The 23,418-nt window shown below is 30.1% G+C and carries 22 protein-coding genes; 2 read left to right on the top strand and 20 right to left on the bottom strand.

Annotated elements, in window-relative coordinates; all coding sequences use genetic code 11:
- The first annotated feature begins 72 nt into the window (after window positions 1-72).
- Window positions 73-414: a winged helix-turn-helix transcriptional regulator gene (locus CLOPA_RS19005; protein WP_015617052.1), complete on the top strand. Its 342-nt coding sequence runs from the start codon at window positions 73-75 to the stop codon at window positions 412-414.
- Window positions 415-902: 488 nt separating this feature from the next.
- Complete coding sequence (locus tag CLOPA_RS19010) at window positions 903-2,117, top strand: MFS transporter (protein WP_015617053.1); 1,215 nt, start codon at window positions 903-905, stop codon at window positions 2,115-2,117.
- Between the two features lie 193 nt (window positions 2,118-2,310).
- On the opposite strand, the gene CLOPA_RS19015 is transcribed toward CLOPA_RS19010, so the two are convergent.
- From CLOPA_RS19015 to CLOPA_RS19115, 20 genes are all read right to left on the bottom strand, one after another.
- The gene (locus CLOPA_RS19015) at window positions 2,311-4,353 is read right to left on the bottom strand and encodes a thioredoxin domain-containing protein (protein ID WP_015617054.1); all 2,043 of its coding nucleotides are present in this window, start codon (window positions 4,351-4,353) and stop codon (window positions 2,311-2,313) included.
- 167 nt (window positions 4,354-4,520) lie between these two features.
- A complete protein-coding gene (locus CLOPA_RS19020) occupies window positions 4,521-4,994 on the bottom strand; it encodes a hypothetical protein (RefSeq protein ID WP_015617055.1) in 474 nt (157 codons plus the stop codon).
- 771 nt (window positions 4,995-5,765) lie between these two features.
- On the bottom strand, window positions 5,766-6,185 hold the full coding sequence (locus CLOPA_RS19030) for a putative ABC transporter permease (RefSeq protein WP_015617056.1): 420 nt from the start codon (window positions 6,183-6,185) through the stop codon (window positions 5,766-5,768).
- Between the two features lie 59 nt (window positions 6,186-6,244).
- Window positions 6,245-7,000 carry a 5'/3'-nucleotidase SurE gene (gene surE / locus CLOPA_RS19035; protein ID WP_015617057.1) on the bottom strand — a complete coding sequence of 252 codons (756 nt, stop codon included), beginning with the start codon at window positions 6,998-7,000 and terminating at the stop codon, window positions 6,245-6,247.
- Between the two features lie 369 nt (window positions 7,001-7,369).
- Complete coding sequence (locus tag CLOPA_RS19040) at window positions 7,370-8,278, bottom strand: PLP-dependent cysteine synthase family protein (RefSeq protein WP_015617058.1); 909 nt, start codon at window positions 8,276-8,278, stop codon at window positions 7,370-7,372.
- A 46-nt stretch (window positions 8,279-8,324) separates the two neighbouring features.
- Window positions 8,325-9,470, bottom strand: coding sequence for a bifunctional cystathionine gamma-lyase/homocysteine desulfhydrase (locus tag CLOPA_RS19045; protein WP_015617059.1), 1,146 nt, complete (start codon window positions 9,468-9,470; stop codon window positions 8,325-8,327).
- A gap of 171 nt (window positions 9,471-9,641) precedes the next feature.
- Window positions 9,642-10,268 carry a class I SAM-dependent methyltransferase gene (locus CLOPA_RS19050; RefSeq protein WP_015617060.1) on the bottom strand — a complete coding sequence of 209 codons (627 nt, stop codon included), beginning with the start codon at window positions 10,266-10,268 and terminating at the stop codon, window positions 9,642-9,644.
- Window positions 10,269-10,733: 465 nt separating this feature from the next.
- On the bottom strand, window positions 10,734-11,060 hold the full coding sequence (gene hisE / locus CLOPA_RS19055) for a phosphoribosyl-ATP diphosphatase (protein ID WP_015617061.1): 327 nt from the start codon (window positions 11,058-11,060) through the stop codon (window positions 10,734-10,736).
- A gap of 259 nt (window positions 11,061-11,319) precedes the next feature.
- Window positions 11,320-11,649: a phosphoribosyl-AMP cyclohydrolase gene (gene hisI / locus CLOPA_RS19060; protein ID WP_015617062.1), complete on the bottom strand. Its 330-nt coding sequence runs from the start codon at window positions 11,647-11,649 to the stop codon at window positions 11,320-11,322.
- A 99-nt stretch (window positions 11,650-11,748) separates the two neighbouring features.
- Window positions 11,749-12,219 (bottom strand): GNAT family N-acetyltransferase, encoded by a 471-nt coding sequence (locus CLOPA_RS19065; protein WP_015617063.1) that lies wholly within the window; start codon window positions 12,217-12,219, stop codon window positions 11,749-11,751.
- A gap of 66 nt (window positions 12,220-12,285) precedes the next feature.
- A complete protein-coding gene (gene hisF, locus CLOPA_RS19070) occupies window positions 12,286-13,047 on the bottom strand; it encodes an imidazole glycerol phosphate synthase subunit HisF (protein WP_015617064.1) in 762 nt (253 codons plus the stop codon).
- A gap of 75 nt (window positions 13,048-13,122) precedes the next feature.
- Window positions 13,123-14,202, bottom strand: coding sequence for a histidinol-phosphate transaminase (gene hisC / locus CLOPA_RS19075; protein WP_015617065.1), 1,080 nt, complete (start codon window positions 14,200-14,202; stop codon window positions 13,123-13,125).
- Window positions 14,203-14,393: 191 nt separating this feature from the next.
- A complete protein-coding gene (hisA, locus tag CLOPA_RS19080) occupies window positions 14,394-15,107 on the bottom strand; it encodes a 1-(5-phosphoribosyl)-5-[(5-phosphoribosylamino)methylideneamino]imidazole-4-carboxamide isomerase (RefSeq protein WP_015617066.1) in 714 nt (237 codons plus the stop codon).
- Window positions 15,108-15,719 (bottom strand): imidazole glycerol phosphate synthase subunit HisH, encoded by a 612-nt coding sequence (gene hisH / locus CLOPA_RS19085; RefSeq protein WP_041710985.1) that lies wholly within the window; start codon window positions 15,717-15,719, stop codon window positions 15,108-15,110. It abuts the gene before it with no gap.
- Window positions 15,720-15,812: 93 nt separating this feature from the next.
- The gene (hisB, locus tag CLOPA_RS19090) at window positions 15,813-16,403 is read right to left on the bottom strand and encodes an imidazoleglycerol-phosphate dehydratase HisB (RefSeq protein WP_015617068.1); all 591 of its coding nucleotides are present in this window, start codon (window positions 16,401-16,403) and stop codon (window positions 15,813-15,815) included.
- Window positions 16,404-16,515: 112 nt separating this feature from the next.
- On the bottom strand, window positions 16,516-17,826 hold the full coding sequence (hisD, locus tag CLOPA_RS19095) for a histidinol dehydrogenase (RefSeq protein ID WP_015617069.1): 1,311 nt from the start codon (window positions 17,824-17,826) through the stop codon (window positions 16,516-16,518).
- A gap of 65 nt (window positions 17,827-17,891) precedes the next feature.
- On the bottom strand, window positions 17,892-18,557 hold the full coding sequence (gene hisG / locus CLOPA_RS19100) for an ATP phosphoribosyltransferase (protein ID WP_015617070.1): 666 nt from the start codon (window positions 18,555-18,557) through the stop codon (window positions 17,892-17,894).
- A 94-nt stretch (window positions 18,558-18,651) separates the two neighbouring features.
- Window positions 18,652-19,893 carry an ATP phosphoribosyltransferase regulatory subunit gene (locus CLOPA_RS19105; protein ID WP_015617071.1) on the bottom strand — a complete coding sequence of 414 codons (1,242 nt, stop codon included), beginning with the start codon at window positions 19,891-19,893 and terminating at the stop codon, window positions 18,652-18,654.
- Window positions 19,894-20,064: 171 nt separating this feature from the next.
- Window positions 20,065-20,829, bottom strand: coding sequence for a histidinol phosphate phosphatase (locus tag CLOPA_RS19110; RefSeq protein ID WP_015617072.1), 765 nt, complete (start codon window positions 20,827-20,829; stop codon window positions 20,065-20,067).
- 610 nt (window positions 20,830-21,439) lie between these two features.
- Entirely contained in the window at window positions 21,440-23,338 is a 1,899-nt protein-coding gene (locus CLOPA_RS19115) for an MASE3 domain-containing sensor histidine kinase (RefSeq protein WP_015617073.1), read from the bottom strand.
- Between the last annotated feature and the right edge of the window lie 80 nt (window positions 23,339-23,418).

A 23,418-nucleotide genomic window follows, 5' to 3' on the forward strand; every position in this document is an offset into this window, starting at 1 on the left:
TGAAATTCTATAAATCTATATTATAATATAGTTACAATGTAAATTTATTTTTTAGTGGTAGGTGATTGATATTTGATAAATTACAAAGATAAGGAATATGTATGTCATTTAGATTGGGGCTTTGAACTCATAAGAGGCAAATGGAAAGCTGTATTACTCTGCCATTTATCTGAAGGTTCTAAAAGATTTCTTGAACTTCAAAGAATTACTGGAAATGTAAGTCAAAAAGTTCTGAATGAACAGTTAAAACAGCTTGAAGAAGACGGATTTATTACTAAAACCATATATCCAGAAGTTCCTCCAAGAGTTGAATATAATCTTACTGAAAAAGGAAACGAAATAGTTCCTGCTCTAAAAATAGTAGAAAGCTGGTCTATTAAACATTTCCCTGATTCTAAAAAAGAGAGTGAATAATACCATTAAACTGTTGGCATACATAATATGTCAACAGTCTTTTTAATTACAAATTTCTTAAAAACTAAAATGGTTACATAAAAAATTTAGTTTCTAAAAATCACTTATTAAGAAGCATATATAAATATGCTTTATTTTTTATTTCAATTTTTTTATCTTAGATATCCTTCTTGTTATCAAAATTCATACTCTCCAGTTAGTACCTTACCTTAAAGTGCGTTCTTTATATTTTTAAAACTATATGCCACAATAACATACATAAACAGAGTTCTTTGTTTCAGGTGGAGTTTTTTTCTCCATCTAAAACTTAGAAATCGTTATCCAGGGACGTAGCAACCGTTATCTCCCACTTTGATAGAAGATGGGAGTATTACGGATGGTAGTCATCGGATAAACTATAATTTAACTTACTGGATAACTTTTAAAAGGGCCCTTTAAAGTATATCTAGTCAATTGGAAAATATAGAAATTATTATGGAGGAGATATTATGGAAACAAATTTTAATTCTAATATAAATGTAAGTTCAAATAAAAAAAATAGTACTCTTGCACTAATAGCATTAGCCATAAGTTCATTTTGTATAGGAACTACTGAATTTGTTATTGTTGGTCTACTACCTTCTGTATCAGGAGATTTAAATGTATCTATTACTTTAGCTGGACTCTTAATATCCGGTTATGCACTTGGAGTGGCTTTTGGTGCTCCTATATTAACAACATTAACTAGTAAAATGTCTCGTAAATCATTGCTGATTTCTTTAATGATTGTGTTTGTTGCTGGTAATATTATTGCCGCTTTATCCGGCAGCTTTAGTTTACTACTTATAGCACGTATAGTTACGGCTTTCTCTCATGGAGTATTTTTTTCCATAGCTTCTACAATTGCCTCTGATTTAGTACCTGAAAATAAAAAGGCCAGTGCCATTGCACTAGTGTTTACAGGTTTAACTATAGCTACAGTAACAGGAGTACCTTTAGGAACTTATATCGGACAACAATTTGGATGGAGGTCTACCTTCTGGTGTGTAGCGATCTTAGGTCTTATAGCATTAGTTTCCACTTCAATCCTAGTTCCTAAAAATTTAAAGGAAGCTTTACCTGTTTCTTTTAAAGCTCAAGTAAAACTAGTAACAAATGGACGTTTACTTCTAGCTTTTCTCATAACAGCATTAGGCTATGGTGGTACTTTTGTTACATTTACTTTTTTAAGTCCTATATTAGAGAGAGTTACAGGGTATGCCCCTAGTTCAGTTAGTTTACTTTTACTAGTATATGGTATTGCCATCGCTATTGGTAACACTATTGGAGGAAAAGCTGCTAATAAAAGTCCTATAAAAGCTTTATTCTGGATGTTTATTATTCAATCTATTGTACTTTTCATACTAACTTTCACTGCCCCTTTTAAAGTTGCTGGCACAATAACAGTTATGATAATGGGATTATTTGCATTCATGAATGTACCTGGTCTTCAAGCTTTTGTTGTTCAGCTTGCTAAAAGATATGTACCTTCTGCAGTAGATGTGGCTTCTGCTATTAATATAGCAGCCTTCAATTTAGGCATAGCTTTAGGTGCTTTTATAGGCGGTATTGTAGTAAATTCCTTAGGATTACTTGCAACTCCTTGGATTGGTGCTTTGATGGTATTAGGAGCTGTTTTTCTTACATTAGTTAGTATAAGGTTAGAATCTAAATCAAGTATATAGAGTTCTCAAGTGAAAGCTAAACTTATACATCATTATATATTGCTAGCGAGTGGTTTTCTCTAGATAATAACTTAGGCACTTAAAATATATTAGCTATTTTAAGTGCCTAAAATATTTTAAAGATTTAGTCATTAATCGTAAATGAAGGAATATATAAAAACTTAATGATGGATAAAAAATAAAATATACATTCTCATTTGCTTATCAGATTATGAAATTCTTCCAAATCATTAGTTGGAGCTAAACATGAATTATTTTTGCAAACATAAGCTGTAGTTTTATTCTTAACCATTATATTATTCTTTATAAAAGGTATAAGCTTATAAATTTCTTCACTTTCATCATTAAATATAATTTCGGAGAAAGGTAAGAATTTTTTATTTATTTCACTAATCATAGCCTTTGTATTATTATCATTTATGTTGCCTGCAATAACCACGTGTGTTTCTGGAGTTATACTAGTCAAGAAAGCAGAGATTGTATTTATATGAGCTGCTGGTATTTCATTTATCTTTTCTGCAAAGGTATTAAAAATTTCCCCAGCCTTTTGTTCTAGTTTTTTGTCTCCAGTTATTCTTGATAACCTTATGATATTCATTGCTGCCACACTATTTCCAGATGGAATAGCCCCATCGTATATTTCTTTTGATTTTAAAATGAGCTCTTCACTATCTTTACCGGAAAAGAATAATCCACTATTTTCTTCATCCCAAAAGTATTTAAGCATATCATCATTTAGTTCTATAGCTTTTCTTAAATAAGATGATTCAAAAGTTGTTTCATACATTTCAATTAATCCAAACACTAAAAAGGCATAGTCATCCAAATATCCCAAATTAACAGCTTCTCCTTCTCTATATCTGCATAACAATCTCCCCTGTTCATTAACCAGATTATTAAAGATAAAGTTTATAGCCCTATCTGCCGCCTCTTTATATTTTTCTACTTGAAACACTCTTCCAGCATATGCCATAGCTGCTATCATAAGTCCATTCCATGCTGTGAGTATTTTATCATCTTTGTGTGGATGTACTCTTTTTTCTCTGTAGTTGAATAGTTTCTCTATTGATTCTTTCAATCTATTCTTAATCTTTTCATTCTCAAGTTCTTCTAAATCTTCTCCTATTAAATTAATTATATTTTTATCTTCAAAATTACCTTTCTCTTTAGTTTCATAATACTCATTAAAAAAACTAGCCTCTTCTCCTAAAACATTCTCTATCTCCGTTTTATCCCATATATAAAACTTTCCTTCCACCCCTTCTGAATCAGCATCTTCCGCAGAATAAAATCCTCCCTCTTCATGAGTCATATCTCTTAATATATAATCTACTATCTTTGTAGCTATTTCTTTATACCTATTTTTATAAGTCAATTGATAGGTTTCCGTATATATAATAGCTAAAAGTGCATTATCATAGAGCATCTTTTCAAAATGCGGTACTAACCATTTTGAATCCACCGAATATCTAGAAAATCCAAAGCCTATATGATCAAAAATTCCACCAGAATACATTGAATCTAACGTATTCTCTACCATTTCCAATGCCTCTTTATCACCTTTTACTTTATAATATCTTAAAAGAAAACTTAAATTATGAGGTGTTGGAAATTTAGGTGCACTACTAAATCCACCAAATACTGGATCATAACTATTTCTTAATGAATTATAGGTCTCTTCTATTATATTTTCACTAATTTCACCCTTTTTATTATCCACTGTCTGATTGTGTAAAAATTCAACAATGTTATTACTAGATTCTAATAATGCATCTTTTTTCTCTATCCACATTGCATTTATTTTATCTAATAACTCCATAAGTCCCATATGCCCATATTGAGTTTTCTTAGGTAAATATGTCCCTGCAAAAAATGGCTTTTTATCTGAGGTCATAATAATTGTAAGAGGCCATCCGCCGCTGCCTGTAATAGCCTGACATACTGACATATAGATATTATCTATATCCGGCCTTTCCTCTCTATCAACTTTAATTGCTACAAAATATTTGTTTAGTAATTCTGCTACTTCATTGTCTTCGAAGGATTCCTTTTCCATCACATGACACCAATGACAAGTACTATAACCTAAACTAAGAAATACTGGTTTATTCTCTTTCTCTGCTTTCTGAAATGCTTCTTCACCCCAAGGAAACCAATCTACAGGATTATAAGCGTGTTGAAGTAGGTATGGCGACTTCTCATTAATCAATCTATTAGGCTTACTATTTGAGTTCATAACACCACCTCCTTTATTTATTCTTGGTTATAGTATAACCTAGATAATTGTTTTCAGTCCCCAAAATTAAAAAAAAGGGACACTAGCGAGGTAATCTCTACTAATGTCCTATCTTTTATATAACCAGTAAATTCTGCCAGATATTTAAAATATCTTCCGGATTATTATTACTCACTTACCTTCAACGCCTTTAAAAAATTTTCTAAGTCTACATCCTCCAATTTATTACAATCAGCAATTTGTACCATTTCTTCTGCCACTTTACCTCTGTTAGCTACAGCATTTGCTTCTTCTCTATTTCTTTCAATCATATCTGGTACTTCATCTGAATATTTAGCAGCAGGTAATTCTTCAGCAAGTCTTTCTGCTCTTACCTTCTTTATATTATTTATACTGTCATCTACAATATTTAATAATATCTTAGTGTTGGTAATACGGGCTGTGATCCTTGTAATCTCAACTTCATTATTACCTTCTAAAATATTTTTCTCAATAGCTTTTTCCAATTTATTTTGAAGTGTTTTTATCTCTTCTTCATATTTTGATTTTTTCTCTAGTTGCTTATTTATCTTATTTTGAAACTTTGTTAATATATTTTTTAATTCCACTGTACTGAATAATTCTTTCGTACCTATTTTCATTTTATTTATCTCCTTCTCTATAATTTATTTATTGATATTCTCTTTCTTTATTTCTATATTATTCCAATAATCCCTCTATTTGATAACTGTTTTGAGGTCTATTTCTGTTAACCCTCTAGTATTTCATGACTAATTAAAGAATTCATTTACCTTCTAATTTACTGACATTTTATTATCACAGCTTTTGTAGATTGCTATTTTAATTAATGAATACATTTATTAGTATAAGAATATACTTATTGTATGCAAAATATTAAAGAGGTGATACATTGAGCGCTCAATCAAGGTCAAGCTTCCATTTTCAAGATCCTGAGTGGTTAAAAGGTCAAGTTTACAGCATTCTCAACTTTTATTATCCAAGATGTATGGATTACAAAAATGGAGGTTATTTCAACTGTTTTTTAGATAATGGAACTATTTGTGATTATGAAACAAAACATTTGGTGGGAACATCACGTTTTATATATATTTTATGAAGCAATTAGATCACTTATAAAGTATCAATGAATCTTACTTAGTGGAAGTTTGTAAACCCACTAATTTTAGATGAATTATCCAGAGACATGTTGCTGTAAAACTCCACCTTTAGGAGGTGGAGTTTTACAGCGGCTAGTCATCGCATAAATCCTAAAAAATAAAAAAATCCTATTCCGTTTGATATAAAATATTAAACAGAATAGGATTTTTACATGTTTTAAAAAGTATTATTGAAAGTTTTCAGATCATGAACACTTTAAAAATATAGTGTTTTCATTAGTAGATTAGTAATTTTTAGCCATGAGCTCCCAGTAAAAAAAATAACCTATCAATAGTATCGTGGACTCTTTCGAAAGCAAGACCACAGCAAAACCAGACAGGTGCAAAATCCAGTCTAATTAACCCATTAATAGATAATGGACCATTGCCGTAATTCCATGGACATACCCCTATAATGTCTCTTAAAAGCCAGCCGCTTAAATATTCAATAGAAAATAGAACTACCATGTAAACGCCTCCCCTTAATACAAGGGGCCAACTTCTAATCATATCATGCATGGGCTCAAGGAAAACAGCCAATCCATATATGAAGAACATCCATATATAAGTGTATCCTGTAAGCTTGATATCTCCTCTCATAAGTGATCCAAATCCCGTCCAGAATATTTCGGCACTTAGTCCTAAGAATCCATATATTAAGAATTTTTTTATCATAAATATATATTTTGTATTTATCCATAAAATATTCTAAATAATAAAAATAATTTTTTAAATTATTTTATCCATTTCTCTACATCCTTGAGAATCTTAAAATTTGTCAAATCATAATGTAGTGGTGTCAATGTAACATACCCTTCCCTTAAAAAGTGTACATCAGTATCATCTTCATGAAGGGGATTGATTTTTCCATTTAGCATAAAACTTGCCGTATCAGTAGATTTTTTAATATTTTCATAATTATGATTATAAACTCTGCCACCAATTCTACATATTTTAATTCCCTTTATATTATTTTCTACTAATCCAGGCACGTTTACATTTAAAACTACATCCTTATATGAATTATTTTTTTCTGCCAAATTTAAAATTTTTTTTGCATACTTTGCAGCAGTAGAATAATTTTTAAAATTTTTATCAGCATGGACAGATACTGCCACAGAAGGTATATTATTAATGGCAGCTTCAATGGCAGCAGATACCGTACCTGAATAAAGTATGTCATTTCCCAAATTAGCTCCTATATTTATTCCTGATACCACCATATCAATATCTTTATCTACTAATTTAACCATTCCTATTCTCACACAATCAGCTGGAGTTCCCGTAACACTATAAGCTGGTGATTTTAAATCATCTATTTTTACTCTCTTTACTGTTAAAGGCTGTGAAATAGTTATAGAATGCCCACAAGCACTTCTCTCACTATCTGGTGCAACAACAGTTAATTCATAATATTTTTCAAGTTCTCTTGCTAAAGTATGAAGCCCTTTTGCATTTATACCATCATCATTCACTAGTAATAATCTCATATTTTCAAGCCTCCGAGTTAATTGATTGGAAATATTATAATTATAATATTAAAGAACTCTTGTGCTAAAATCAATTAATTTATTAAATTAAATAATTTTTCCATAGAGCATTAACCATCCCAAAATAATATTTCAGATATTATTATAATATTGTATATATAAACATTTGAACACAAAAATAACTGCTTTAAATAAATTAAAACAGTTATTTATATATATTTAAATTTCCCCCATGATTGAGTCATTATAAATAACTAGTGGATACACCTGGTATCTTTGACTTGCTATTTATTTTCACATGACTACTTTAAAATAAATTATTTTTTCTTTAAAATTTATTGCTACAAATAGGTCATTCTTTAAAATGTATTAATAAATATTTTTACTGAAATATCTGTCTCCTCTGTCTGGAAAAACTGTTACGATGTTTCCACTATCTATTTTTTCTGAAAGCCTTAATGCGGCCACCATAGCTGCTCCAGATGAGCTTCCAACTATAATACCCTCTTTAAGTGCCAACTCTCTCACCATGTCAAAAGCTTCTTTATCCTTCACTTTTATGATTTCATCTACTAATTCCATATCCATAGTATGTGGTATGAAATTATTTCCTATACCCTCAATGTCATAACATCCTTCTATGCCCCCACCCATAGTTGAACCCTCTGGATCTGCTAATACCCCTTTAATATTTGAATTCTTTTCCTTCAAATATTTTACAATACCCGTATAGGTACCACCACTTCCTGCTCCTGCTACAAAATAATCTATTTTACCATCTAGATCTCTATATATTTCAGGTCCGGTAGTTTCATAATGGGCAAGTGGATTTGTACCATTTTCAAATTGTCGCAAACTTGTAGAGTTTTCAATAGTATTTAGTAGTTCATCTGCCTTTGCAACCGCTCCAAGCATTCCATCTTTTCTTGGTGTATTTATTATTTTAGCACCTAATGCTTTCATCAGTGTCTGCTTTTCTATAGAAAATTTTTCTGGTACAACAAAAATAACATTATAGCCTTTATTGATAGCAGCAAGTGCCACCCCTATTCCTGTGTTTCCAGCTGTTGCTTCTACTATTGTGTAACCAGGCTTTAAAAGTCCTTTTTTTTCCGCATCTTCTATCATATAAACGCCTATTCTATCTTTAACACTTCCACCTGGATTATTTGTTTCCAGTTTAGCAAAAATATTAATTCCTTTTTTTCTTACTATATGATTAATCCTTATAATTGGAGTATTTCCTATAAGATCTCTAATATCCTCTATATATTTCACGATTTTATCCCTTCTTTATAATAAAATATGAAAAATTTACAATATCTTATATGCTGCTTTCTTTTAAGGCTGCAGTTAAATCTTCTAATAAATCCTGAGAATTTTCTATTCCAACAGATAATCTTATTAAATTATCTACAATTCCAACTTCCTGTCTTATATCATATGGAATTGCTGCATGGGTCATGGAAGCTGGATGACATATCAAAGATTCCACTCCACCAAGGCTCTCACCAAAGGTAATTAGCTCTAAGCTTGACAAAAATTTCTTATAATCAATTTTATCATTTAATACAAAGGATATTACCCCACCATATCCCTTTGCCTGCTTCTTCTGAATATCATGACCTGGATGATCTTCAAATCCAGGATAGTAGACTTTTTCTACTTCTTCCCTATTTCTCAAATACTCTGAAATTACTTTACTGTTTTCATTATGTCTGTCCATTCTTACAGCCAAAGTTTTTATTCCCCTTACTAACAAGAAAGAATCAAAAGGTCCTAATACTCCCCCCGTAGAGTTTTGAATAAAATGTAATTTTTCAGCCAATTCCTCACTATTTACTACTACAAGGCCAGAAACAACATCACTATGTCCTCCCAAATATTTAGTAGCACTATGAACAACTATATCTACACCTAAATCGATTGGCGTTTGAAGGTATGGAGTCATAAAAGTGTTATCAACTATAGTAAAAATTCCTTTTTCTTTTGCTATTTTTGATATACCCTCTATATCAGTTATATCCATAAGTGGGTTTGTTGGTGTCTCTATATATATTGCTTTTACATTTTCATCTACATTATTTTTTACTGCTTCTAAATCTGTAGTATCAACAATTTTATATCCTATATTGAAATGATTAAAAACTTTATCTAAAACTCTAAAGGTTCCCCCATAGACATTGTTAGATATTATTACCTTGTCTCCAGTTTTAAATAAAGATATAACTGCTGTAATTGCAGCCATACCAGAAGCAAAAGCAAAACCTGCATATCCATGTTCCAAATCTGCTATAAGTTTTTCTAGTGCCTCTCTTGTTGGATTACCAGTTCTTGAATATTCATATCCTGTATTGTGTCCAAAGCTTGGCTGCTTATAAGTTGAGGTCTGATAAATTGGAACATTTACTGCACCTGTCTTATCGTCCCCATCTATTCCTCCGTGAATTACCAATGATTCAATCTTCATAATTAATTTCTTCCTCCCTGTATTTTAAAATTTAGATATCTTAAGATAAATTACATATTAAATATGGTGAGTCTATTTCGTATCAAGCAGAAAACAAATTTTAACCACAAAAGTCTCTGTTTATAGAATATGATGCAAAATAGACTAACATACTTAACTAGTTATTTTTCACTATGATTTAATTGCAGAGGCAATAAATATACCTGTTTGGGTGTATTCACCCTTGCTGGAGTATCCCTTACAAACTAAATCTGTATTGTCTATATTAATATTTTCAAAATTTGACTTTTTAAGCCATTTAGTTATTTGGGCATTTGAAAAACCAAGCCATTCATCAAACATCTCTTCTCTTGCCCATTCACCATTATGCTCCATAACATCAGATATAATTACGCTTCCCCCCTTTTTTAATATCCTCCCCATTTCATTTACAGCTTTTTCTGCATCACGTATATGATGCAAAGCCATATTTATAAATACAGCATCTAAAGATTCATCAAATAGAGCTATATTATCAAGAGAGGATTTTAATGGATATACATTTTTTAGATCACTTTTTACCGCTGAATTTTTTAACTCTTTTAGCATATTAACTGAATTATCTATGGAAAATACCAAACTTGCATCATTAGCTAAGGCTATAGAAATAAAGCCTGTTCCACAACCCAAATCTGCAACAATTTTATCCTTTACATTTACTTTAGATAAAACCTTGTATTTTAATCTCTCCTCAAAATACTCACTTCTAATCACATTCCACTTTTGTGCAATATTGTTGAAATACTGAGTAGAGTTCATTGTATATTCCTCCTTATTGTATTATTCCTATTGATATACTATGAATAACTATAAAAAAATTGGCATACTAACTGTAATATGAATATTACAGTCTAATTATTTATTGAGGATATAGATTATATAGTTCAAATAAAAAACTCCTACCCCTATATAGAGGCAGAAGTAACTTCCGCGATTCCACTCTATTTATCATATAAATAAATATATGACATCTTAAGTTTCGGTACTATCATACCTTAACGCTATAACGGGCGTACACGCTGAAATCTACAAATCTACTTCATTTTCGAAACAGTGCTCAAAGATGCATTCACATAAATCACACTAAAAATCCCTTCCAGCCTAGGAGATTTTTCTCTTTTAGCTTACATTATGCTACTAATTCTTATCAAAGCATTTAAAAATTATTCTTAATTCTTTAGTACATAATATTCCAAAGTTTAAAATTTGTCAATAATATTTTTATTACAGATTTTCTATTTCTCTTCTCTCAGGCTTTTTATTTCCTGTTTTAGCCTCTCTTTTAATTAATTCAGCTTCAATATCTTTTAAATTTATTCCTTGATTTGCCAACAGAACCATCAAATGATAGATTAAATCACAGGTTTCCATTACAAGTTCTTCAGGATTATTATTTTTTGCTGCTATTATTGTTTCAGTACTTTCTTCTCCCACTTTTTTAAGTATCTTGTCTATTCCCTTTTCAAATAGATAATTTGTATAGGAATCTTTTATTGGATTAGCTTTTCTATTTATAATAGTGGCATAAAGTTCTTCAATAATTTCTTTCATATACCTACATTCCCCTCTTTAATAATTAATTTTCATAAGTAAATTAATACTACACAGCGTTTCAATTCGTAATATTAGAAAATTATGAATTTTTCCTTATGTATATTCTTAATGCTTTGATTAGAAGATAAATTAAATAAATTACTATTACGGTTGGTATAATTATAATAAGTAAGAACAAAGTGCCCAATAAACTCCCATCCCCTTTTTATTAGTTCGTCTTTTTTTATTTTTACGAATTAAATATATAACAATTACTCTAAATATCAACTGTTTTAAAAAAACAACTTCTGCTTCCTGTATGACAAGCTGCACCTACCTGCTCCACCTTTATGAGCAATGTATCATTATCACAGTCTAAACTTATACTTTTAACATATTGAAAATGGCCTGAAGTCGCACCTTTATTCCAATATTCATTTCTTGAACGGCTCCAAAACCAGGTAGTTTTAGTTTCTATAGTCTTTTTTAAGGATTCCTTATTCATATATGCCAGCATTAAAACCTCATCGTTTTCCACATCTACAATAATAGCTGGTATTAAACCTTTAGTAAAATCTACAGACTCTAGCAATTCATTTGCATTCATATTTTCACCTACTTTAAGCATCTAAAATTTAATCATTTATTAGCATTTATATAATCTTCAACATTACTTAATTCAACCTAATAGAAAATTGCAATGAAATTATAATGTTTTTATATACCATACATCGCAAGCATAATGTTCAGTTTCAATTAAAGGTTTTTCTAATTGAATAAATCCATGTTTTTTATAGAATTTATTGGCTGCCACCATATTACTAAAGGTTTCCAGATAACATTTTTCATAATATTTTTTTGCAAATTCTAAAGAAATTTTCATTAATTTACTTGCAATTCCAGTACCCCTTACCTCTTTTAGAGAATACATTTTCTGTAATTCACATATGTTTTCTGTATTAGTTAGTGGGCCTATACCACAACCAGCTACTATTTTGTTATTTTCTTCAACAACCCAATATTTAGATTTTTCATTTTGATAGACTTGAAAAAAACATCCTAAATTAGGGTCAGACCAAGCACACCCAGGTTTATCTGCTCCAAATTCTATTAAACAAGTTCTAATAAGTAACTCTACTTGCTTATTATCTTTTTCTTCTATTTCTCTTATTAACATAAATTACTCCCATTTATCACACTATCTTACTATAACAAGTTTAAGTTACATTAGATACCGCACCATCTATAATCTAACACTAACCTTTTTCTCTTTTAAATATTCTTTCACCTGTCTAATTGTAAGTTTTCTATAGTGAAATAGAGAAGCAGCCAAAGCGGCATCACAGTTAGTTTTTTCAAATACATCATAAAAATGTTCCAGTTTTCCACAACCACCAGATGCTATAACTGGGATATTAACTGCCTCAGTAATTGCACTTGTAAATTCTATATCATAACCATTCTTTGTTCCATCAGCATCCATACTGGTAAGCAGTATCTCACCGCAGCCAAGTCTTTCTGCCTTTTTAGCCCACTCAATAGCATCAAGACCTGTATCTGTTCTACCACCAGCAATAACTACATTCCATCCGGACCCATCTTCTCTTTTTCTACCATCTATAGCTACTACTACACACTGTGTTCCAAATTTTTCAGCTGCTCTGGTTATCAGAGTAGGATCCTTTACTGCAGATGAATTTATAGATATTTTATCCGCTCCAGCCTTTAATATATCTCTAAAATCATCTACAGTTCTTATTCCTCCACCGACGGTCAATGGTATGAAAACTTTCTCCGCCGTTCTCTTTACCACATCTATCATTGTCTTTCTACCATCAGAAGTTGCCGTTATATCAAGGAACACTATTTCATCAGCACCCTCACTATTATAGAACTCTGCTATTGCAACAGGATCTCCTACATCCTTTAAGTCTACAAAATTTATTCCCTTAACAACTCTTCCCATATTTACATCAAGGCAAGGTATTATTCTCTTGGTAAGCAATTTTATCACATCCTTAAAATATAATCAGTTTTTTATATTTAGGCATCTTTGACTTATTATTCATTCTCACACGCCTTACTTATCTTTAGATATAATCTCGGCTACTATCATCTTAAGCTTTTCTAAGAAAATTCCCATTTCTTCTTCAGAGCCTATAGTTATTCTCAGATAGTTATTAATTCTAGGCTTATTAAAATATCTTACAAGAAGTCCATTTTCCCTCAGTATAAGAAAAAGTTTTTCTCCATTTATTTCAGGGTGAGACGCAAAAATAAAATTTGCTTTGGAAGGTATTACTTCAAAGCCAATTTTTTTTAATCCTTCTACTACCCTTTCCCTTGTGTTCACTATTTTTGATGCACACTCTTTAAAATATGTTTCATCCTCAATAGCGGCAACTGCCGCTTTTGCTGCAATTCTATCTACGGTATAGGAATTCATAGAATTTTTAATTCTATTTAAACCATCTATAAGCTCCTCCTGACCAAGGGCAAAGCCAATACGGATTCCTGCTAAAGATCTTGACTTTGACAAAGTCTGCACTACCAATAGATTAGAGTAATCCTTTATAAGCTTTACTACAGACTCACCACCAAAATCTACATAGGCTTCATCAATTATAACTACCTTGTTAGAATTATACTCCAGAATCCTTTTTATAGCTTCAATATCTAAAGTTCTTCCTGTAGGTGCATTAGGATTTGGAATAATGACTCCACCATTCTCACACAAAAAATCTTCTACATTTATGGAAAAGTCCTCTTTTAATTTTGCCAATCTATAATCCAATTTATATAATTTAGCATAGACTGGATAAAAACTATAGCTTATATCGGGAAATATAATATCCTCATCCTGATTAAAAAAAGTTAAAAAGGAAAAAGCCAATACTTCATCTGAACCATTTCCTATAAACACCTGCTTTTTATCTAGTTTATAGTATTTTGCAATAGTTTCTCTTAATTCATCGCAGTTTGGATCAGGATATAACCTTAAATCTTCATTTGCTGCATTTTTTATAGCTTCTATCACTTTTGGTGAGGGAGGGTAAGGATTCTCATTGGTATTTAATTTTATATACTTTTTATCTTTAGGCTGTTCACCACAAACATAGGGTTCTATATTTTTAGTTATTTCACTCCAATATTTACTCATAAAAAATTCCTCCCTGATTTTTACTGTCTCAAAATTCATTAATATAAATATAAATTAGTGACAAACTTTTTCTTGTCTTCTATGATACATAGTATTAACTTTATCAAAAACCATACTGTTAAATACATTTTACAAGTCAGCTATATTTATTATTGATATTTTGTATAATTTGAGACAGCTGCTTTTTAATATTATCTACAGAAATCTATAGCTTCTTTTAAATCTATATTTCCAGAATATATTGCCTTCCCCGTAATAGCTCCATAAACGCCCATATTCTTTATATTCTTTAAATCCTCTACACTTTTAATGCCACCAGAAGCTATTATATTACAGCTTACACTCTCTTCAATTCTCCCAAGCTGCTCCAAATTAGGCCCCTGTAGTGTTCCATCCTTGCTTATATCTGTAAATATAATAGTTTTTACTCCTATACTCTCCATTCGCTTTGCAAAATCAATATAATCTACATCACTTACGTTAATCCATCCGTTTACTGCTACCTTTTCATTCTTTGCATCTATTCCTACTGCTATTTTTTCTCCATATTTTTTTACTGCCTGCTTTACAAAATCCATATCCTTTAATGCTGCAGTACCCAATATTACCCTGGAAACACCTACACCTATAAGCATATCAACAGTTTTCATATTCCTTATACCGCCGCCAAGTTCTACTGGTATATTTACAGCTTTAATTACTTCAGATATAATATTCAGATTTTTAACTTCGCCATTTAATGCTCCATCTAAATCCACCATATGTATATATTCTGCTCCGCTTTTTTTAAAGCTTAAAGCTACATCCAGTGGGTTTTCTCCTACTACCTCTGATTTACTGAATTCTCCTTGATAAAGTCTTACACATTTGCCATCTCTTAAATCCATAGCTGGAAATACTATCATTTATAACAACCCCCAAAAATTTTTAAGCATCTTTATTCCCGCATCCCCACTCTTTTCAGGATGAAATTGTAAACCAAATACATTTCCTTTACTTACAGCAGCCGGTACATTAATACCATAAAAACTATCTGCATCAAGACTATCTTCCTCTAACTCAGCATAATAAGAATGAACAAAATATGCATAGCTTCCATCTTTTACACCTTCTAAAATAGGTGAATTTTTTAATATATTTAAAGAATTCCATCCCATATGAGGTATTTTTAAATTAATATCAAATTTTTTTATCTTTCCCTTTATTAATCCAAGACCTTCTGTAAGCCTCACTTCATCACTTTCATCAAATAAAAGCTGCATTCCAAGGCATATTCCAAGTATTGGTACTCCAGACTCCGCTGCATTTTTTAAAGCTTTGTTTATATTTAATTTATTTATATTTTCCATAGCATCAGGAAAAGCTCCTACTCCAGGAAGTATAATACCATCACTATCTAAAATTTCATCCACCTTAGATGTTATATTACATTTTCCACCAAAGGATTCAAAGGCTTTTTGAACACTTCTCAAATTTCCCATACCATAATCAACAATACTCAATGTTTTTTCCTTCAAATCTATCACCCCTTAGTATTATTTTCATTAATTCTAAAGCACTGTAATTGTTTATCCGATGACTAACCACTGTAACACTCCACCTTCTAAAATCTATAGACTTCCCTTAGTGGACATTACACCTTTTATTCTTTCATCTTTTTCTACAGCTTCACGAAGCGCCCTTCCAAAAGCTTTAAACATTCCCTCAATAATATGATGAGTATTTTTACCATACAATAATTTTACATGAAGAGTTATTCCTGCGTTAAATGCTACAGCTCTAAAGAATTCTTCTACCATTTCCGTTTCAAACATTCCCAATTTCTCTGTACTGAAATCACCTTCAAAAACTAGGTAAGGTCTTCCACTGATGTCAATGGATACAAGGGACAGACTTTCATCCATTGGCACATATGCTGTTCCATATCTCTTTATTCCTACTTTATCTCCTAAAGCTTCATTAATACATTTTCCAAGAACTATACCTACATCTTCCACCAAATGATGTGAGTCTACATAGGTATCTCCTTCTGCTTTAAGCTTTAAAGTCATGAGTCCATGCTTTATCATAAGTGTAAGCATATGATCAAAAAATCCTACACCAGTTTCTATATTAGAGTTTCCCTCTCCATCCAAGTCTAAACTCATTTCTATATTTGTTTCCATAGTTTTTCTTGAAATAGAAGACTCTCTTTTATCCATGAAAATCACTCCCTTGCATAATATAAACATATTATTTTCAGATGGCTAATATTGTTATTATAGAAAAATAATTAATATTTACTATGCCATAAATTCAGCACAATTAAGTATCTTATTTCTGTGAAACATCCTCATATCTTACTTTAATTGAATTTGCATGTGCTGTTAATCCCTCTGTATCAGCAATCTTTACTATTTTATCCTTAACTCCATATAGAGCCTCTTCGCTATAATATATATAGCTTGATTTCTTAATAAAGTCATCTACAGAAAGCGGAGAAAAGAATCTAGCACTGCCACTAGTTGGAAGTACATGGTTTGGTCCTGCCATGTAGTCTCCTAAAGGCTCTGGTGAATAGGAGCCAAGAAAAATTGATCCTGCATTTTTTATTCTTCCAAGGTATAAGAATGGATCCTTTGCTACAAGCTCAAAGTGCTCAGGCGCTATCTTATTACCTAGATCAATTGCTTCATCCATATTATCTACCACAAGTATTACCCCAAAATCCCTCAAGGAAGTTTCAATTATTTCTTTTCTACTCAAGTTTTCAACCTGTCTTTTTATCTCCTTTTGAACCTTTAAAGCTAATTCCTTTGAAGTAGTTACTAAAATTGCAGAAGCAAGTTTGTCATGTTCAGCCTGAGACATTAAATCAGCTGCAATAAATTTTTCATTTCCATTTTCATCGGAGACTACAAGTATCTCGCTAGGACCTGCAATCATATCTATATCTACCAATCCAAAGACGCTTCTCTTTGCTAAAGCTACAAAAATATTTCCTGGTCCCACTATCTTATCGACCTTTTCTATAGTTTCTGTACCATAGGCAAGTGCTCCAATTGCCTGTGCTCCACCTACTTTATAAATTTCATCAACTCCAGCAATATCTGCAGCTACAAGTATACTTTCACTTATAGTACCATCTTTTCTAGGCGGGGTAACCATAACAATTTTTTCTACTCCAGCTACCTTTGCAGGAAGTGCATTCATAAGTACAGAAGAAGGATAGGCTGCTGTACCACCTGGTACATATATTCCAACTCTTGAAAGTCCTCTAACAGTTTGTCCCATAACCACTCCATTTTCTTTTGTCATGATCCAGGACTTATCCTTTTGCTTTTCATGGAACTCTGTTATATTTTTCTTTGCTGTTTTTAGAGCGTCTACAAATTCATCATCTACTACCTCATAGGCTTTTTTTATTTCTTCACTTGCTACTGTTAAACTTTCTATGTTCTCACAATCAAACTTTCTTGTAAAACTTATTACTGCATTGTCTCCATTTTTCTTTATTTCAGAAAGTATTTCTAATACTTTTACATTAACATCATCTTCAATTCCTTCAGCTCTCTTTTTTAAGCCTTCTAAATATTCTTTTCCCTCTTTACTATTAGCTTGTAATATATTTATTAGTTCACTCACCAAAATTACCTCCTATTTAGGTATATCTAAATAAATAACCTATTATGCTGATACATTTTAATTTACTACTCTTTTTTAGCTGCTTTATCAGAATCATTTACTACACGTTGTACATTATCAATCAAGGTCTTAATTTCATCTTTTCTCATCTTCATACTAGCTCTGTTTACAATCATTCTAGCGCTTATGTCACATATTTCGTTGAATACAATGAGACCATTTTCTTTCAATGTAGTTCCTGTTTCAACAATATCTACAATGGCATCTGAAAGTCCTAAAATAGGTGCAAGTTCTACGGAACCTTCTATTTTAATGATTTCCACATCCATGCCTAGTTTTCTAAAATAGTCTCTTGTAACTCTTGGATATTTAGTGGCAATTTTTTTTCTATTATAGCCTTCATTCACATTAAAACTTGGTATGGAAGCCAATGCAAATTTGCATTTACCCACTTTTAAATCCATAACCTCATAGAAGTCTCTTCCCTCTTCCAGTAAGGTATCTTTACCGACTATTCCTATATCCGCCGCGCCATGCTCTACATAGGTTAATACATCAACGGCCTTTACAAGTACAAATTGAATGTTATTTTTCTTATCACAAAGTACAAGTCTTCTGCCTTTATTTCTTAATTCTTCAGTATCAATACCAACTTTTTCAAATATATCTATTGAAAATTCTTCAAGTCTTCCTTTAGTAAGTGCTATTCTTAAAGGTTTTATACATTCCATATTGATTAGCTCTCCATTTCTAAAATTTATATTTTCTCTGATTCATCTATACCTAAACAATAATTTAAGAATTCAAAATATGCTAATATATAAACTAGCTATTTTTTTCATGATACTTTATCCATTTATTGTCTTCAAATTTAATTTCAGTTTGCTCTGATACATTTATTACAAATTTTGAATTTATCTTTTCTGCATATTTAATGGTTTCTTCTTCCTTTTTCATTAAGCTTACTTCTGCCTTAATACCCTTTTCATTTAAATTCTTCAGTAAACTATATGCTTTATGTAAATCATCAAAATTACAATGTATAATTTTTTCAATCTTTTTATCTTCGAATACTGTCTCTTGAATTTTTAAGGCTTCAAGTACTGTATCAACATTTATTGCAAGACCTGTAGCTGGCAATTTCTCTCCAAAATTCTCTATGAGTTTATCATATCTTCCGCCACTTAGTATACTATCTCCTGCATCCATACAATATCCTCTGAAAATAAGCCCTGAGTAATAATTCAAATTCTGTACCATACCCAAATCAATTGATATATATTTGCTAAAGCCTAATTTTTCCATTATTTCATAAACTCTTTCTATATTTTCAAGAGCCTTTACCCCGTAAGATTTACCTAGAAGTTCTCTAGTTTCCGTAATAACTTCTTTCCCACCAAACAGTTCTGGAATCCTTTGTAATATTTCCAAAGTATTTTTATCTATGACCTTACCATTATTGTTTAAAAATTCTCTAAGACCGGAGATATTCTTATTTTGAATAAGTATTCTAATATTTTCTTTTTCTTCAATATTTAAAGGCAAATCTTCTGTTAGCTGCCTGAAAAATTGTGAATCTCCTATTTCTATTTTAAAATTCTTAAGTCCTATTTTATTTAAAGCTTCTATTCCCGTAATAATAGCTTCTATATCTCCCCTTATACTGTCCACTCCTATTATTTCAATACCTGATTGAGTAAACTCACTTAGCTTGCCATTTAAAACCTCATTTATTCTAAATATATTCTGGCTATAACAAAGTTTTAATGGATACATTTCAGGTTTTATTTTTGTAGCTGCTATTCTTGCTATAGGAGTTGTCATATCAGATCTTAAAACTAGAATTCTTCCTCTATTATCAAATAATTTATACATTTGTTCCTGAGGAATTGGTTGATTATGCATATTAAATACATCGTAGAACTCCAGGGTAGGAGAAATGATTTCATGGTATCCATAATTTATATAAACATTTCTTATTAAATTTTCTATTTTAACCTTTGATGTACATTCTTGAAAAAGTATATCTTTTGTTCCTTCTGGTATATATTTTTTTAAATTCGCCACTATAACTCCTCCATAAATTCAGCTTTATTAATTTATCACTTTATTACTTTACTATACTAAAATAGTATCAATTAAAATTGAAAATGTCAACAAAAAATCAAAAACATTTCCAACATAAATAAAATAATATATGTTATTAATGTTTTTACTTTATATTTAACAATAAATATTTTAAATATATTCTATCTTTCTATCTTTAAAATATACTGGTTTTAATCCACATAGCTCAGCAATTTCTAATGCATCTTTATAATTATTACCTATACTTTTTTCGCTGTGAGAATCAGAGCCTATGGTTACATATTTACCCTTAAGGTCTGCAAATCTTTTATATATTTCTATAAGGCTTCTAGCAGTATATTTATTTGAAAGTCTCCTTGTATTTATTTCTATAGCTATATTTCTATCAATGAGAGTGTTAAATATTTCATCAATTATACTACTATATTCTCTATAATATATTTCTTTGTCTTCGTATTGAGCATATCTGCATATGTAATCAATATGTCCGAGGCTATCAATATAATTATGAGTTTTAATATTATTTAGCATATTTTCAAAGTATTCATCATAAGTATCTTTCTTAGTTTTTCCTTCATAAAAACTTTTTTCATATATATCTATACGGTTCACAAAATGTATAGATCCTAACACATAATCAAAAGGATAAGATTTTTCTATTTTAGAATTTTCATCTATACAGTCATCTCTCATCCCCAGTTCTACTCCAAGAAGAAGTCTATCATTTCTGTATTTACTATATTGTTCAAAATATTTATCTATATCAAATACAAATTCACCAGCTACTGGAAAATTCAAATCCATATGTTCTGTTATAATAATTCCTAAATTTTCATCCTGTGACTTTTTAATAACCTCATCTATAGTAAGCTTAGAATCAGTAGAAAAGGTAGTATGGACATGAGTATCAAACATATACAAAGCCTCCTATTTATTTTTATTTGTTAACTTTCCCTGTAGGGTCGCTGAAGTGTTACATAAGCTAGCTATGAAATAAACTGCAAGAATTAAATTTATAATTTATTTTATCATATATAAGTTGTAATTAAAATTGTTCATTTAATAAATAATATTTAGATGAATTATCCAGAGACGTGTCGCTGTTATCTTTACATTTAGAAAAGCAGAGAACCAAAATCTTGGATTTTGTGTGAATCGCTTTCGCTGTGTGCAAGTAGAGAGCCAAAATTTTTAATTTTGTGCGAATCACTTTCACAGAGCGCAAGCAGAGACCCAAAATCTTCGATTTTATGTGAATCGCTTTCGCTGTGTGCGGTGAAGTATTACAGTGACTAGTCATGGGATAAATTTTTATATAAATTGAAACTAAAAACTAACGGGCATATTCTAAAACCCTATAAGTTTAAAATATGCCTGCCAATAGATTATACATATTGTAATAAAACGTTTACCATTGTAATGTATTAATGAATATAAGTATTAGCTAGTAAAGATTATTGTTATATATTGTAATTAAAATATTAAAATCACCATAAGAGCCTCTCAAAAAACTCTTGTAGGCTAATTAATTCATTATATCTGAAAATTCTATATTTACAATATTTTTCTTATCATTCACTAAATCATGATTTTTTGAAATCTGTTTTTTATCTAATAATATAACTGGGATTTCAATAAAAAACTCACTTCCCTTCCCCTCTTCACTTTCAACCCAAACATCACCCTTATGCATTTCTACTAATGCTTTTACTATGGAAAGTCCTATACCACTACCACCACATTCTTTAGCTAAAGATTCCTTTGCCTGTATAAACCTCTCAAATATACTATCTTTCATTTCTGTAGGAATACCTATGCCAGTATCTTTAACAGATATCAGTATTTTATTTCCTTTATCATAAACATTTACTGTTATCCTCCCACCTGGCTTTGTAAATTTAACTGCATTTGAAAGGAGATTTATGATTACTCTGCTTATTTTTTCTTCATCACAAGCAAGATATTTCTCTTCTATTTCAGTATCAAATATAATTTCGATATCTTTACTCTTAATATATTCAGCTATAGACATTACAGTATCTTCAATTATTTCTACGATATCGCAATTTTGTAGACTTATATTTAAGTATCCTGAATCAATTTTAGTTATGTCAATTAAATTATTTATAAGTTTTAAAAGTCTATAGCAATTTTGTTTAGTCATATTTAAATATTTATTCAAATTTTTATCAGTAATATTAAGCTTTTTAAAATTCATATCCAATAATTGCACAGATGTAAATATAACATTTAATGGTGTTCTAAGTTCATGAGATATATTAGCAAAAAAATCCTTTCTTATTCTATCGGATTGTAGCACCTTCTCCAAAAGCTTTTCATTTTCTTCTGCTCTTTTACTTTCAGTTATATCCCTTGCTATGGTTATTGCAAGTTCACTATCATAGGGAACAGAGGCAGCTGTTGCCTTTACAAAAAACATACTTCCATCTGCTGCTATATATTTCTCCTCTATAAAAGGACACTCTCCACCATTGACTTTTATAGTTTCCATTCTTTTTTTTACTATTTGCTGATAATCTTTATGCACAAAATTCAATATGTTCTTTCCCATGATTTCTTTCGTATTTTTTAATTTAAATAAACTTAATGCAGCTTTATTTGCAAAAATACATTTATTATTTTTAGTTATTATGATTAAATTGGGTGTTAAACTTAAAACTGTTCTGTATCTTTGTATAGTTTCTTTAAGAATCAATGATGTAGCTTTCCTCTTAAAATTTTCTTTCTTTAACTTATCATTTATATTTTGCAATTCTACATTTTTTTTTTCTAACTCACTGTTTAAATTATTTAATTTAGAAAACAATTCATTGTAAGGTTTTCTTATTGAAAAATTTATAATAACTTTATAAATTAAATAAAACCCTATAATTTCAACAAACTTACTAATTATATATATACTTTCATAGGCATTTCCATAAAAATTATATATGAACTGAGAAATAACTATAAATATACTTGAAATAATCATCATGTTAAAAATATTTTTATTATAGTCTTTTCTATTCTTAATAGCTACAAAGATTATTAATATAGCCGAAATAACTTGTACACATTCTCTTATAAACTCAAAATTTTTTAAAAGGCCTAGACTATCTAAACCTGGTGAGACTAATCCTCTATAGGTAATAACATATAACAAATTAATAATCCCTATAAATCCATATGATATCCCAGCTAAAATTATTAAGTTATGTTTTAAATATTTACTAGTACTTACTGATGTAATAAATATATTTAAAGCTACAACAGCAGATATAATATCTACAATAATATTAAATGATGAAATATCATTTTTACTTAATAATATTAATATAACAAAAAAAACAAGTATAGCTATTATTTCTAATTTAATTTCTTTAACCATATTTGAATTAAATTTAATTTTATGAATTTTCTCCATAATATACTCCTTTATAGACTTCTTATTATAAGAATATTTTAATTACATTATTACTTATCCATCATTAAAACAGTAGCAAT

This window comes from Clostridium pasteurianum BC1 (assembly GCF_000389635.1).
GTDB lineage: Bacteria > Bacillota > Clostridia > Clostridiales > Clostridiaceae > Clostridium_I > Clostridium_I pasteurianum_A.

Coding starts and splice junctions, on each gene's coding strand:
- hisC (WP_015617065.1), bottom strand. CDS start 14,202: ATGAGTAAATATTGGAGTGAAATAACTAAAAATATAGAACCCTATGTT.
- hisA (WP_015617066.1), bottom strand. CDS start 15,107: ATGATAGTATTTCCAGCTATGGATTTAAGAGATGGCAAATGTGTAAGA.
- CLOPA_RS19015 (WP_015617054.1), bottom strand. CDS start 4,353: ATGAACTCAAATAGTAAGCCTAATAGATTGATTAATGAGAAGTCGCCA.
- CLOPA_RS19110 (WP_015617072.1), bottom strand. CDS start 20,829: ATGTTTGATACTCATGTCCATACTACCTTTTCTACTGATTCTAAGCTT.
- CLOPA_RS19010 (WP_015617053.1), top strand. CDS start 903: ATGGAAACAAATTTTAATTCTAATATAAATGTAAGTTCAAATAAAAAA.
- surE (WP_015617057.1), bottom strand. CDS start 7,000: ATGAGATTATTACTAGTGAATGATGATGGTATAAATGCAAAAGGGCTT.
- CLOPA_RS19030 (WP_015617056.1), bottom strand. CDS start 6,185: ATGATAAAAAAATTCTTAATATATGGATTCTTAGGACTAAGTGCCGAA.
- CLOPA_RS19115 (WP_015617073.1), bottom strand. CDS start 23,338: ATGGAGAAAATTCATAAAATTAAATTTAATTCAAATATGGTTAAAGAA.
- CLOPA_RS19050 (WP_015617060.1), bottom strand. CDS start 10,268: ATGAACTCTACTCAGTATTTCAACAATATTGCACAAAAGTGGAATGTG.
- hisE (WP_015617061.1), bottom strand. CDS start 11,060: ATGAAAGAAATTATTGAAGAACTTTATGCCACTATTATAAATAGAAAA.
- CLOPA_RS19045 (WP_015617059.1), bottom strand. CDS start 9,470: ATGAAGATTGAATCATTGGTAATTCACGGAGGAATAGATGGGGACGAT.
- hisG (WP_015617070.1), bottom strand. CDS start 18,557: ATGGAATGTATAAAACCTTTAAGAATAGCACTTACTAAAGGAAGACTT.
- CLOPA_RS19065 (WP_015617063.1), bottom strand. CDS start 12,219: ATGTTAATAAGAGAAATAGAAGAAAAAGATAATAAGCAAGTAGAGTTA.
- CLOPA_RS19020 (WP_015617055.1), bottom strand. CDS start 4,994: ATGAAAATAGGTACGAAAGAATTATTCAGTACAGTGGAATTAAAAAAT.
- hisI (WP_015617062.1), bottom strand. CDS start 11,649: ATGAATGCAAATGAATTGCTAGAGTCTGTAGATTTTACTAAAGGTTTA.
- hisB (WP_015617068.1), bottom strand. CDS start 16,403: ATGGATAAAAGAGAGTCTTCTATTTCAAGAAAAACTATGGAAACAAAT.